Source organism: Clostridium sp. KNHs216 (assembly GCF_006714885.1).
In the GTDB taxonomy this organism is placed as follows: Bacteria; Bacillota; Clostridia; order Oscillospirales; family Acutalibacteraceae; genus Caproiciproducens.
This window is the reverse complement of record NZ_VFMF01000001.1, coordinates 162,481-176,389: the sequence shown is the minus strand read 5'-3', so window position 1 is coordinate 176,389 and position 13,909 is coordinate 162,481. Positions and strand designations below refer to the sequence as shown.

9 protein-coding genes are annotated in these 13,909 nt (G+C 53.1%); all 9 read right to left on the bottom strand.

From position 1 onward, the window contains the following. Positions 1–18: 18 nt before the first annotated feature. A complete protein-coding gene (gene rpsG, locus LY85_RS00845) occupies positions 19–489 on the bottom strand; it encodes a 30S ribosomal protein S7 (protein WP_038323934.1) in 471 nt (156 codons plus the stop codon). 148 nt (positions 490–637) lie between these two features. Continuing rightward, a complete protein-coding gene (gene rpsL / locus LY85_RS00840; protein WP_038323933.1) occupies positions 638–1,075 on the bottom strand; it encodes a 30S ribosomal protein S12 in 438 nt (145 codons plus the stop codon). 164 nt (positions 1,076–1,239) lie between these two features. After that, entirely contained in the window at positions 1,240–4,782 is a 3,543-nt protein-coding gene (rpoC, locus tag LY85_RS00835) for a DNA-directed RNA polymerase subunit beta' (protein WP_141825111.1), read from the bottom strand. Between the two features lie 17 nt (positions 4,783–4,799). Then, complete coding sequence (rpoB, locus tag LY85_RS00830; protein ID WP_141827913.1) at positions 4,800–8,558, bottom strand: DNA-directed RNA polymerase subunit beta; 3,759 nt, start codon at positions 8,556–8,558, stop codon at positions 4,800–4,802. Positions 8,559–8,839: 281 nt separating this feature from the next. Next, complete coding sequence (locus LY85_RS00825; protein ID WP_038323928.1) at positions 8,840–9,271, bottom strand: Rrf2 family transcriptional regulator; 432 nt, start codon at positions 9,269–9,271, stop codon at positions 8,840–8,842. Positions 9,272–9,284: 13 nt separating this feature from the next. Further along, positions 9,285–10,379: an RNA polymerase sigma factor RpoD gene (gene rpoD / locus LY85_RS00820; RefSeq protein WP_141825110.1), complete on the bottom strand. Its 1,095-nt coding sequence runs from the start codon at positions 10,377–10,379 to the stop codon at positions 9,285–9,287. Positions 10,380–10,391: 12 nt separating this feature from the next. Continuing rightward, positions 10,392–12,158, bottom strand: coding sequence for a DNA primase (dnaG, locus tag LY85_RS00815; RefSeq protein WP_141825109.1), 1,767 nt, complete (start codon positions 12,156–12,158; stop codon positions 10,392–10,394). A gap of 25 nt (positions 12,159–12,183) precedes the next feature. Next, entirely contained in the window at positions 12,184–13,182 is a 999-nt protein-coding gene (locus tag LY85_RS00810) for a deoxyguanosinetriphosphate triphosphohydrolase (protein WP_141827912.1), read from the bottom strand. Between the two features lie 77 nt (positions 13,183–13,259). Continuing rightward, on the bottom strand, positions 13,260–13,883 hold the full coding sequence (locus LY85_RS00805) for a YigZ family protein (RefSeq protein ID WP_141825108.1): 624 nt from the start codon (positions 13,881–13,883) through the stop codon (positions 13,260–13,262). Positions 13,884–13,909 lie beyond the last annotated feature (26 nt).

The following is a 13,909-nucleotide window of genomic DNA, read 5'->3' as shown; positions in this document are numbered from 1 at the left end:
AGACCAACATGTGTTGGATTACCATCTGTAATGAGCAAATGCCTTATTGGCCTCTGCCATCTTATGCGTATCGTCACGCTTCTTGGCAGCGCCGCCAGCACCATTTACAGCATCAAGAATTTCACCGGCAAGTCTCTCTCTCATCGTCTTCTCAGATCTAAGTCTTGAATAGTTGGTTATCCAACGTAAGCCTAATGTTTGTCTTCTTTCAGGGCGAACCTCCATAGGAACCTGGTAGGTTGCACCGCCGACACGGCGGGCCTTGACTTCGAGAGCCGGCATAACATTTTCCATAGCGGCCTCAAAAACCTCCAAAGGTTCTTTCCCTGTTTTCTCGTTGATAATATCAAATGCGCCATAAACGATCTTCTGGGCTACGCCCTTTTTACCGTCGACCATAATATTATTGACGAGACGTGTTACAAGCTTGGAATTATACAGTGGATCGGGCAAAACGTCACGTTTTGCGATATTACCTCTTCTTGGCACTTTACTTCCCTCCTTCACATGAATGATATCATAGGTACTCGAAAGCGACAAACTCCCGTGGCCAACACAGAGGCGTTTCTATATGAAAAACGCCGCTGCATTCTGTTTAAAACATGCAGCCGTTCGGTTTCTGTCAATTTAAACTACCTTATTTTTTCGCAGCTTTCGCCGCGCCGGCCTTCGGCCGCTTTGCGCCATACTTGGAACGAGCCTGCATACGCTGTGCTACACCCTGCGCGTCAAGCGTACCGCGGATAATGTGGTAACGCACGCCAGGCAGGTCCTTCACACGGCCGCCGCGGATCATCACGACACTGTGTTCCTGAAGATTGTGGCCGACACCGGGGATATAAGCACTGACTTCAATTCCGTTGGAAAGCCTGACTCTGGCGATCTTTCTGAGCGCGGAGTTCGGTTTCTTCGGAGTTGCAGTCTTTACCGTTGTGCAGACACCACGTTTTTGCGGGGAATCCTGATCGATGGAAACACGTTTCTTGGAATTCCAGCCTTTCAAAAGCGCAGGGGCTTTCGCCTTTACTACAGCAACTTCTCTGCCCGTATGGACTAACTGATTAAATGTTGGCATAAGACACCTCCTCACATCAATTTTTATATGTTAAGCGAATATATAGTATATCCGCCGTAACAGTGAAATAATCTTTAAACAACTTATTCCTGTCCTGAAGGGTCAGCCTCAGAACAGGAATGAAGCGCTCAATCAGTAAACCATCACAATTGTTTATTATAAGGCTACACCGCGTCGTTTGTCAAGTCTTGATTTACGGGCTCGATCTTTACGTCGCTGTAGCATTTCATGCCCGTACCGGCGGGGATCAGCTTGCCGATAATGACGTTTTCCTTCAGTCCGAGCAGCGGGTCGACCTTGCCTTTGATCGCGGCGTCGGTCAGAACACGTGTTGTCTCCTGGAAGGAGGCGGCCGACAGGAAGGAATCGGTGGCGAGCGAAGCCTTTGTAATACCAAGCAGAACCGGTGAAGCGGTAGCTTCCTTCAGGTCCGGCTCGCCGTTTTTGATACGGTCGCGGATGGCCTGGTTCTCTGTTTCCAGCTCCACCTTCTCAATCAGCGAGCTCGGCAGAAGCGTGGTATCGCCAGAATCCTCGATCTTGACCTTCTTCATCATCTGGCGGACAATGACTTCGATATGCTTATCGTTGATATCAACACCCTGCATCCGGTAGACACGCTGAACTTCCTCAATGAGGTAGTCCTGAACAGCGTGGGTACCGCTGATTGCAAGAACGTCGTGCGGATTGACGGAGCCTTCGGTCACTCTTGTTCCGGCCTTGATCTGCTGGCCTTCCGCGACAATCACGCGGGAGCCGTACGGAATCAGGTAGGACTTGGAATCGCCCGTTTCGGAGTTTGTCACAACGACATGGCGGTTCTTCTTGATCTCCTCAAAGGAAACCGAGCCGGCTATCTCACTGATAATGGCAAGATGCTTCGGCTTGCGGCCTTCGAAAAGCTCTTCAACACGCGGCAGACCCTGTGTAATATCCTCCGAGCTGGCGACACCGCCGGTGTGGAAGGTTCTCATGGTCAGCTGTGTGCCCGGCTCGCCGATGGACTGCGCCGCGATAATTCCGACCGCTTCGCCGACCGCGACCGTCTGGCCGTTCGCAAGGTTCGCGCCGTAGCACTTCTTGCAGACGCCGTGCTTTGCACAGCAGTTCAGCACGGAACGGATCTTAATGTGCTCCACGCCGCTCTTGACAATGATGTCGGCGTCCTGGTCGTTCATCAGCTTATCCTTGGAAACAAGGACCGCCCCCGTCTTCTCATCGACAAAGTCTTCGACAAGATATCTTCCGAGCAGACGCTCGTGAAGGGGTTCGATCGCTTCCTTGCCTTCGCGGATGTCGTATACCTCGAGGCCGTCGGTTGCGCCGCAGTCGTCCTCACGAATGATGACATCCTGGGAAACGTCGACCAGACGGCGGGTCAGGTAACCGGAGTCGGCCGTTCTCAGAGCGGTGTCCGCCAAGCCCTTTCTGGCGCCGCGGGAAGAAATGAAGTATTCCAGAATGTTCAGGCCCTCACGGTAGTTGGCCCTGATCGGAATTTCAATGGTTTTACCGGATGTGTTGGCAATCAGTCCGCGCATACCGGCCAGCTGGCGAATCTGGCTCATGGAACCACGGGCTCCGGAATCCGCCATCATGAAAATCGGGTTGTATCGGTTCAGGTTCTTCTGCAGCGCAACGGAAACATCCTCCGTCGCCTTTGCCCAGGTTTTCAGAACCGCGTTGTAGCGCTCACCGTCGGAAAGAAGACCCATCTTGAACTGGCCGTCAACGGCATCGATCTGCTTTTCGGCAGCGTCAATGATCTGTTTCTTCTCCGGCGGAATCGTCGCGTCGCTGACGGCGACCGTGATCGCGCTCAGGGTGGAATATTTATAGCCCTGCGATTTGATGCTGTCCAGAACGTCAGCCGTCTGGGCGGTGCCGTGCGCTTTGATACACTTATCGATAATAACGCCCAGCTGCTTTTTGCCGACCAGAAAATCGATTTCATACTTAAACAGGTTATCCGGATTGGAACGGTCAATGTAACCCAGATCCTGCGGAATGGGCCTGTTGAAGATCATACGGCCAACGGTGGTGTCCACAAGCCGGGAAATTTCTTCCCCGTTGATTTCCATGGTTCTGCGGACCTTGATCTTCGCGTGAAGGCCGACGGTCTTGGAATCATAAGCCATAATGGCTTCATTATAATCTCTGAATATTTTGCCTTCGCCCAGCTCCCCATCCTTTTCCAAAGTGAGGTAATAGGAACCCAGCACCATGTCCTGTGTAGGAACGGTAACGGGGCGTCCGTCGGAAGGCTTGAGCAGATTGCCGGCGGCCAGCATCAGGAAGCGGGCCTCAGCCTGCGCTTCTGCGGAAAGCGGAACGTGAACAGCCATCTGGTCGCCGTCGAAGTCCGCATTGTAAGCCGTACAGGCCAGCGGATGCAGCTTTAAGGCACGGCCCTCAACCAGCACCGGCTCAAACGCCTGAATACCGAGTCTGTGCAGCGTAGGCGCGCGGTTCAGCAGGACCGGGTGGTTCTTGATAACGATTTCCAGCGCGTCCCAAACCTCGGGCTTCGCGCGCTCCACCGCTTTTCTGGCAGCCTTGATGTTTCCGGCGGCGCCGGTTTCTACAAGGCGTTTCATGACAAAGGGCTTGAACAGCTCCAGCGCCATTTCCTTCGGAAGGCCGCACTGGTACATTTTCAGCTCCGGGCCTACTACGATAACAGAACGGCCGGAATAGTCGACGCGCTTGCCCAGAAGGTTCTGGCGGAAACGTCCCTGCTTGCCTTTCAGCATGTCGGAAAGGGATTTCAGCGGACGGTTGTTCGGTCCGGTTACCGGGCGGCCGCGGCGGCCGTTGTCGATCAGGGCGTCAACGGCTTCCTGCAGCATGCGTTTTTCATTGCGGACAATGATATCGGGAGCGCCAAGCTCCAGAAGCCTTTTCAGGCGGTTGTTTCTGTTGATTACACGGCGGTAGAGGTCGTTTAAGTCGGACGTCGCGAAACGGCCGCCGTCGAGCTGTACCATCGGACGGATATCCGGCGGAATGACCGGAACCACATCGAGGATCATCCATTCCGGACGGTTGCCGGAAAGGCGGAAGGCTTCAATCACTTCCAGACGCTTCAGAATGCGGACACGCTTCTGGCCGGAAGCGCCGGCAAGCTCCGACTTGAGCTCTTCGGAAACAACGTCGAGGTCGATTTCCGTCAGAAGCTTTTTGATCGCTTCGGCGCCCATGCTGGCTTCAAAGTCGTCCTCATATTTTTCACGCATATCGCGGTACTCTTTTTCGTTCAGGAGCTGCTTTTTCTGCAGCTCGCGGACGTTGCCGGGGTCCGTTACGATATACAGTGCGAAATACAGAACCTTTTCCAGCATACGGGGGGATATATCAAGGATCAGTCCCATTCGGGACGGAATCCCCTTAAAATACCAGATGTGGGAAACAGGAGCGGCCAGCTCGATGTGGCCCATGCGCTCGCGGCGAACCTTCGCCCGGGTGACTTCAACACCGCAGCGTTCGCAGATTTTCCCTTTATAGCGAATTCTCTTATACTTTCCGCAATGGCATTCCCAGTCCTTTTGGGGCCCGAAGATACGTTCACAGAAAAGACCATCGCGTTCGGGCTTGAGGGTACGATAATTGATCGTTTCCGGTTTTTTCACTTCGCCGTGGGACCATTCTCTGATTTTTTCCGGTGAAGCAAGTCCGATCTTGATTGATTCAAAAACATTAAATTCCATATTGCAACCCCATTCTATTATATTTCGTCGCTGCCGTCAGAATTAAGGTCAAAGGGTTCGTCCTTATCAAATTCATCTTCCTCATCACTGTCATCGCTGGTGTCGTCTTCAATATAGTCGTCCACGTCGTCAAACAGGCTTTCGTCGTCATCCGAGTCCTCCACAGAATAGCCTTCAAGGTCATCGGCAACATTCGGCTCGTCAAAGCTTTCATCCGAAGGATTGAAGCCGATGTCGTCGTCATCGTCAAAGTTCTGCTTCAGATCGATTTCCTCGTTGTTCTGGTTCAGCACCTTGACGTCAAGGCCCAGGGACTGCAGTTCTTTAATCAGAACCTTAAACGATTCCGGAACGCCCGGCTTCGGAATGTTCTGGCCCTTCACGATCGCTTCGTAGGTCTTTACGCGGCCCACGACGTCGTCGGACTTGACGGTAAGAATTTCCTGCAGGGTATACGCCGCGCCGTAAGCTTCCAGCGCCCAGACTTCCATTTCGCCGAAACGCTGGCCGCCGAACTGCGCTTTGCCGCCCAGAGGCTGCTGCGTAACAAGGGAGTAAGGTCCGGTGGAACGGGCATGGATTTTATCGTCAACCAGATGATGCAGTTTCAGGTAATACATAATGCCGACGGTAACCGGGTTGTCAAAGAACTCTCCGGTACGGCCATCCTTCAGAATGGTCTTGCCGTCCTCGCTGATGCCGGCCTTTTTAAAGCATTCGACAATGTCGTCTTCATGCGCGCCGTCGAATACCGGGGTCATGATCTTCCAGCCGAGCGCCTTTGCGGCATAGCCGAGGTGAACCTCAAGCACCTGTCCGATATTCATACGGGAAGGAACGCCCAACGGATTCAGAACAATGTCGAGCGGGGTGCCGTCCGGAAGGAACGGCATATCTTCCACCGGAAGGATACGGGAAACAACGCCCTTGTTGCCGTGGCGGCCGGCCATCTTATCGCCCACGGAAATTTTACGCTTCTGGGCAATATAGCAACGGACAACCTTGTTGACACCGGGGCTTAGCTCGTCGTGGCTGTTTTCGCGGGTAAATACCTTTACGTCGACCACGATGCCGTATTCGCCGTGAGGCACTCTCAGAGAAGTGTCCCTCACCTCTCTGGCCTTTTCACCGAAGATGGCGCGCAGCAGGCGCTCTTCGGCGGTCAGCTCCGTCTCGCCCTTCGGCGTGACTTTACCGACAAGAATATCACCGGCACGCACCTCGGCGCCGATGCGGATGATTCCGCTTTCGTCCAGATCGTGAAGCAGATCCTCGTTGACGTTCGGAATATCCCTTGTGATTTCCTCCGGCCCGAGCTTCGTGTCTCTGGATTCAATTTCGTATTCTTCAATATGAATGGATGTGTAAACATCGTCGCGGACAATCTTTTCGCTGATGAGAACAGCATCCTCGTAGTTGTAGCCTTCCCATGTCATGAAGCCGATCAGGGCGTTTTTGCCCAGACTGATTTCGCCGTCCTTGGTCGCGGGACCGTCGGCAATGACGGAACCGGCTTCCACTCTCTGGTTGACATCGACAACGGGAACCTGATTGATACATGTTCCCTGGTTGGAACGCATAAACTTAGTAACATGGTAAACGTCGACGCTGCCGTCGTCGCAGGTCACCCGAATTTCATCCGCGCTTACGCTGCGGACAACGCCGGAGTGTCTGGCGATCACGCATACGCCGGAGTCGACGCCGGCTTTATATTCCATGCCGGTTCCGACGATCGGAGACTCGGTTTTCAGAAGCGGAACCGCCTGCCGCTGCATGTTGGAACCCATCAGCGCACGGTTGGCGTCGTCGTTTTCCAGGAAGGGAATCATCGCGGTGGCGACGGAAACAACCATCCTCGGCGAAACGTCCATATAGTCCGCTTTTTCGCGCTCGATTTCAAGGAACTCGTCGCGGTAACGGGCGTTGACCTTGGCATTTTTGAAACGCCCCTGCTCGTCGAGCGGTTCGTTCGCCTGCGCAACGATATAATCGTCCTCAATATCCGCGGTCATATAAATCACTTCTCGGGTAACGCAGCCGGTCGCTTTGTCCACGCGGCGGAACGGCGCTTCAATAAAGCCGTACTCATTGATTCTGGCAAAGGTCGCCAGATAGGAAATCAGTCCGATGTTCGGACCTTCCGGCGTTTCAATCGGGCACATGCGTCCGTAGTGGCTGTAGTGAACGTCACGGACTTCGAAGCCCGCGCGGTCTCTCGACAGGCCGCCGGGGCCCAGGGCGGAAAGACGGCGCTTATGCGTCAGCTCCGCAAGGGGGTTCGTCTGATCCATGAACTGCGACAGCGGGGAGGAACCGAAGAATTCCTTGATCGCCGCCACAACGGGACGGATATTGATTAAGGAATGAGGGGTCAGGACTTCCAAATCCTGCGCCTGCAATGTCATTCTTTCACGTATAACGCGCTCAAGTCTGGAAAAACCAATTCTAAACTGATTCTGAAGCAGTTCGCCGACCGAACGGATACGGCGGTTTCCCAGATGGTCGATATCGTCGAGATTGCCAAGGCCCACGGCCAGGCAGTTCATATAGTTGATCGAAGAAAAAATATCGTCGATGATGATGTGCTTTGGAATCAGCTCATCCGCTCTGGTTTTAATGGTCTCCTTCAGTTCCTCGTCCGAAGAACAGGAATCCAGAATTTCAGCCAGCACGCTGAAACGCACTCTCTCGTTGATCCCGCATTCGGCTTTCGCGTCGAACCCGACAAATTTGTTGATGTCAACCATTCCGTTGGAAATTACCTTTACCTCACGCTCGTTGACATTGACGAACGCGATGGACACGCCTGCATCGTCAATTTCATGCGCTTTGTCGTGAGAAAGGATTTCACCCGCTTCCGCCATCAGCTCGCCGGTAAGCGGGTTGACAATGGGACGGGAAAGCTTCTGGCCGGTAATGCGTCCGGCAAGATTCAGCTTCTTATTATATTTGTAGCGGCCGACACGGGAAAGGTCGTAGCGGCGGGCATCAAAGAACAAACCGTTGATGTGGGACTGAGCACTCTCAATCGTCGGCGGTTCGCTTGGCCTTAATTTTCTGTATACTTCAAAAAGAGCCTCTTCGGTGTTTTTGCAGGGATCTTTTTCAATAGTGGCGTTCATACGGTCGTCGTCGCCGAAATATTCGCGGATTTCCTCGTCGGTTCCAAGGCCGAGCGCGCGGACAAAGACTGTTACCGGAATTTTCCTGTTTTTATCGATACGGACATAGAAAACGTCGTTGGCGTCGTTTTCATATTCCAGCCACGCGCCGCGGTTCGGGATAACGGTGGAGCTGAACAGCTCCTTGCCCGTCTTGTCATATTCCATTTTATAATAAACGCCGGGTGAACGGACCAATTGGGAAACAATCACGCGTTCCGCACCGTTGATAACAAAAGTGCCGCTGTCCGTCATGAGCGGAAAGTCGCCCATGAAAACCTCGGATTCTTTTATTTCCCCGCTTTCCTTGTTGAGCAGGCGGGCGGTAACCCTTAGAGCGGCCGCATAGGTAGCGTCGCGCTCTTTGCATTCTTCCACACTGTAATTCGGTTTGTCGTCGTCCAGTTTGTAATTCACAAAGTCCAGCACAAGATTGCCGGTATAGTCAGTAATTCCGGAAACATCCTTGAAAACCTCCTTGAGGCCTTCATCAAGAAACCACTGATAGGAATTCTTCTGTACCTCGATCAGGTTTGGCATGTCCAAGACTTCATCAATACGCGCGAAGCTCATGCGAACATTTTTGCCTACTTGCACCGGTTTGACATTCACCATTGGCTCGATCACTCCATTCATATATTTACCATCTTCGCAAGAAATAAAGCACAAAAATAAGCTGCATCCATCTCCCCTTTTGGAAGGTTTTCATGGGAACCTCTTGCCTTTTTGAAATTGTTGTGATATGATAGAGCAAGATAGACGTGAGTATATGTTTCCATGATGATGCAGTATATTATTTTATTACAATATATTGTGTTTGTCAAGCCATGTTTTACAAATTTATTATTTAAATGGTAAAAATCCGACGACTAAACAGCCGCCGGATTTTTTTATGTTCATTTTTCCCCTTTTTTCCCCATTATATCGCCTGTATCGCCATTGCTGAGGGAATCGAAGGTATAGGAGTCCAGTTTTTTACGTACAATGGACGAAATCTCGTCGTAGATCTGATGAACCTTACAGCAGGTGTTGTGCTGGCAGGCGTACTCGTCCTGCTGGCATCGGCTGATCATGTACGGGCCTTCGACCGACTCAATCACTTCCCGCAGGGTGATTTTGCCGGGTTCCCGCGCAAGCATATAGCCGCCGTGCGCTCCCTTGTACGAGACGATCAGGCCGCCCGCCACCAGCTTGCGCAGAATTTTCAGCGCAAACCGCAAAGGTACATGGGCCTGGTCGGAAATGGACCTCGCATCTATTTTTTGATTGGATACCGCCAGCATTTCCACAATTCTGACGGCGTAATCGGCTTCCAGTGTCATGACCATGCAGTCATCCCCTTTAATCCAGGAAATCTTTCAGCTTTTTGCTGCGGCTCGGATGGCGCAGCTTGCGCAGAGCCTTCGCCTCAATCTGTCTGATACGCTCTCTGGTAACATTGAATTCCTTTCCGACTTCCTCCAAAGTGCGGGAACGGCCGTCTTCCAGACCGAAGCGCAGACGGAGCACCTTTTCCTCCCTGGGGGTCAGTGTGTCGAGCACATCGGCAAGCTGTTCCTTCAAAAGCGTGTGGGAAGCGGCGTCCGCCGGCGCCGGGGCGTCGTCATCCGGAATAAAGTCGCCGAGATGGCTGTCCTCTTCCTCGCCGATCGGCGTTTCCAGCGAAACCGGCTCCTGTGCGACGCGCATGATTTCACGCACTTTGTCCACCGGCATATCCAGCTCTTCGGAAATCTCGTCGGCGGTCGGCTCGTGGCCGTTGGTGTGCAGAAGCTGGCTGGAGACCTTCTTTACCTTATTAATGGTTTCCACCATGTGAACCGGGATTCGGATGGTCCTTGCCTGGTCGGCAATAGCGCGGGTAATCGCCTGACGGATCCACCACGTCGCGTAGGTGGAAAATTTAAAGCCCTTGGAGTAATCGAATTTTTCTACCGCCTTAATCAAACCTAAGTTGCCTTCCTGAATCAGGTCCAGGAACTGCATACCGCGCCCCAGATAGCGCTTCGCAATGCTGACGACCAGGCGGAGGTTCGCTTCGGAAAGGCGCTTTTTTGCGGTCTCGTCCCCGTCGGAAATACGGATGGCAAGGTCGATTTCCTCCTCCGGCGTCAAAAGGGGAACCCGGCCGATCTCTTTCAGGTAAACCTTGACAGGGTCGTCGATCGCAATTCCTTCCGTGCTGAGCGCAGATTCGATGTCTTCGTTTTCGTCCACCTGCGTGTTGAAATCAATGTCTTCCAGCGCTACGTCGGCAAAATCTTCAATAATTTCCACACCCTGTGCTTCCAGCGTATCATAGAATTTTTCGATCTGCTCGGGTTCAAAGTCCAGTTCTCCGATCGCGTCCAGAATTTCCTTGGTCGAAAGCTGTCCTTTGCTCTTTCCCTGCTCGATCAATTCCCTGATCACTGTTTTCTTGTCCGGTGCTCCCATAAATTAGTCCCCCTATTTCTTCTGTGACCTCAGCTTTTGCAGGTAATCCTGTATCTCCTGCGGCTCTGCTGAATTTACGTTTTCTACGCTCATTTTTTCATATTCCTGCTGAATAACATCGATATATTCCTCTGCGTCCCGCATCGTAACGGAAACACCGTGAAATTTCGCAAAAATCTTGGCAATGGAAGAAATCTCCTCCATGGAGAACTCTTCCGCTATATCTGTAAGGCTGACCGCCTTCGCATTCCTAATTCTTTCCATTATTGTCCCATATACACGGCGGTTAAACGTTGTCGCAAATTTTTCGGCCGGCAAAAGCCTTTCTATTGCTATAGCGTTCTCAGGGTATTGAACAATATACGCAATCAGCGCCTCTTCCGCGCTTGCAGCCCTTAAATGCTGCACTTTTTCGGGGTTAATGCTGTCGCGAACACCCGCCGACTGCTGTTGGAACGCCTTGAACGCCTTTTGCTCCTGGTTTTTTTTCAGTTTCGAGCGGTTCTTCTGTACCTGCTGCAAAATGGCCGTACGCTCAATTCCGATTTCCTCCGCAAGCTTTCCCGCGTATACCTCCTGCTCAATCCGGTTGTCCAGCGTGGCCAGCACCGCGGAAGCGCCCGTGAGGTAATCCACCCGGCCCTGCGGCGTCTGAATGTTGCAGCCCTGCCGAATTTTCTGCAAACGGTATTCTACGTCGTTTCCGCTGGCGTCAATCAGCTGCTTGAATTTCACCCGGCCGTTCTGGCCGTTCGATCGTATGTATTCGTCCGGGTCCTTTCCTCCGGAAATCGTAAGTACCTTCACCAGCAGCCCCGCCTCGCGCAGAATCGGGATGGCGCGCGCGGTCGCCTTCTGCCCCGCTTCGTCGGAATCGTAGGAAAGAACCACTTCTTTTGTATACCGCGCCATCAGGCGGGCCTGATTCGGCGTCAGAGCCGTGCCCAGCGTGGCGACCGCGTTGGTGAACCCGGCCTGATGCATGGAAATCACGTCCATGTAGCCCTCGCACAGGATCAACTGCTCGGTGCCGCTGTTTTTGGCAAAATTCAGCGCGAACAGAAAATTGCCTTTATTGAACACAGGCGTATCCGAAGTATTGAGATATTTCGGCTTTTCATCAGTCAGCACGCGGCCGCCGAAAGCAATCACGTTCCCCCTCAGATCGATGATGGGGAATATCACCCGTGAAAAAAAGCGGTCAACAGCTTGTCCCGACCGGCCTTTGAAAGCGACATTGGCCAGAATCATTTCGTTCTGCGTGTAGCCTTTTTTCTCCAGACATCCCACCAGAGAGTAACGGGAAGCCGGAGCGTACCCCAGCCCGAAATGGCGAACCGTGGCGGACGACAGGGCACGGCGGTTCAGATAATCCATGCCCGCCTTCCCCTGCTCTGAATTTAATATCGAATAATAGTACCGCGCGGCCTCGCGGTTGATTTCCAGAATGCGCGCCCGCAGCCTGGCCATGCCGTCGTCGACCTGGTTTTCCGGCACCTGAATTCCGGCGCGCTGCGCCAGAAAGCGAACCGCCTCCATGTAATCCAGATTTTCAATGCGGCGGACAAACGTAATAACGTCGCCGCCCGCACCGCAGCCAAAGCAGTAAAACGAACCGTTTTCCGGATACACGTTAAAGGACGGCGTCTTTTCATTGTGAAAAGGACAAAGTCCGACCAGATTCCTGCCGCTGTGCCTGAGATTGACATAAGAAGCGACGACTTCGGATATTTCGCAGCGCGCCTTTAACTCCTGCATAAAAGCTTCCGGCAATGGCATATCGTCACCTCATTTTTATTAAGATTTACAATTTCCAGGATTTCGGCACATAAATATCCTGAAACAGCTGGACCGCAAAATGATCGGTCATCCCCGCAATATAATCGCATGCGGCGCGCTCGGTTCCGTCCTGCTCCGCAATCAGGCACATATCCGGCGGGAAACGCTCGGGCCGCTGCAGATAATAGCTGTACAGCGTGCCGATCAGATTCGGAACCTTTTTCTCTTCCGCCTTTGCGTAGGGATTCAGGTAGACGGACTCAGACATAAAATCGTGCAGCCTGTCAAAGGCATCCTGAACCCTCGGGTCCATTCTGACTTCCCCGTTCCGGCTGTTTTCCACGACAGAATGGACCAGGGTATCGATTCTTTCCGTCCGCCGTCCGCCCAAAACGGATTTGATATCTTTCGGAATATCGCTTTCCAGCAGTACCCCCGCCCGCTCGGCGTCATCCATATCGTGATTTATGTAGGCAATCCGGTCCGCCGTACGGACTACTCTTCCCTCGAGCGTCATTGCTTCCCTGCCCTTGGTGTGGCACAGGATGCCGTCGCGCACCTCTTTTGTCAGATTGAGACCGGCGCCGTTTTTCTCAAGCTTCTCCACGATGCGCACGCTTTGCTCGTAGTGGCGGAACCCGCCGGGACAAAGCTGATTCAGCGCCCGTTCCCCCGCGTGGCCAAACGGCGTATGCCCCAGATCATGGCCGAGGGAAATCGCCTCCGTCAGGTCCTCGTTCAGCCGGAGCGCCCTTGCTATGGTGCGGGCAATCTGGGAAACCTCCAGCGTGTGGGTCAGGCGCGTGCGGTAGTGGTCGCCTTCCGGGGAAAGAAAGACCTGCGTCTTATGCTTCAGCCGGCGAAAAGATTTGCAGTGAAGGATTTTATCCCGGTCCCTCTGATAGGGCGTGCGCAGATCGCACTCCTCCTCGGGAACATCCCTGCCCAGCGTATTCCTGGAAAGCGCGGCATAGGACGAAAGGGTTTGTTCTTCAATCTCCTGTGTACGTTCACGGACCGTCATCATACCACCGCCTGTTTTTCTATATTCTTTGGGTTTCATATAGATATACGCAGGATTATACAAAATCCCTTCAATTCTCAGGAAAATTTAAAAAACTTTTCTCCTGTGACCTCCGTTTTGCACTGACCGCAGGTGGCGTCGGCCAGTTTTTGTTCAAAGGAGCGCATATCTTCATCGCTCATATGAAAAGATAGCCTTACAGAGTCGGTAAACTCCGCATTGTCCACCGTCCCGCCGCTTTCCGGTATCAGCGCGCTTACTCTGCCGTACTGATTGTAATCGAAGCAGACCTCGACCGTCAGGCAGGTCCTCATCGTAATGATTCCGGCCTGCTCCAGTGCGATGGACGCTCCGTGGGAATAAGCCCGCACAAGGCCCCCGGCGCCGAGGAGGATTCCGCCGAAATACCGGGTGACGACGACCGCCGTATCCACCACATCGGACTTCACCAGCACGTCCAGCACCGGGATCCCCGCCGTGCCCTGCGGCTCGCCGTCGTCCGAATAGCGCCTGATCTGCCCCTGACGGAGAGAGTACGCGTAGACGTTATGGGACGCGTTCCAGTTTTTGGATTTTACGGAATTGATGAATGAAACCGCCTCTTCCTCGGTTTTTACAGGCTTTACGCAGCCGATAAAGCGCGAGCGCCTCTCCACAAATTCTGCGAGGGCTTCCTTTTCAACCGTTCGATATTCAACCACGGGCATCCTCCACAAAAAATAAGCGG

Coding starts and splice junctions, on each gene's coding strand:
- rpsL (WP_038323933.1), bottom strand. CDS start 1,075: ATGCCAACATTTAATCAGTTAGTCCATACGGGCAGAGAAGTTGCTGTA.
- LY85_RS00810 (WP_141827912.1), bottom strand. CDS start 13,182: ATGACGGTCCGTGAACGTACACAGGAGATTGAAGAACAAACCCTTTCG.
- rpoD (WP_141825110.1), bottom strand. CDS start 10,379: ATGGGAGCACCGGACAAGAAAACAGTGATCAGGGAATTGATCGAGCAG.
- rpoB (WP_141827913.1), bottom strand. CDS start 8,558: ATGGTGAATGTCAAACCGGTGCAAGTAGGCAAAAATGTTCGCATGAGC.
- dnaG (WP_141825109.1), bottom strand. CDS start 12,158: ATGCCATTGCCGGAAGCTTTTATGCAGGAGTTAAAGGCGCGCTGCGAA.
- rpoC (WP_141825111.1), bottom strand. CDS start 4,782: ATGGAATTTAATGTTTTTGAATCAATCAAGATCGGACTTGCTTCACCG.
- LY85_RS00825 (WP_038323928.1), bottom strand. CDS start 9,271: ATGGTCATGACACTGGAAGCCGATTACGCCGTCAGAATTGTGGAAATG.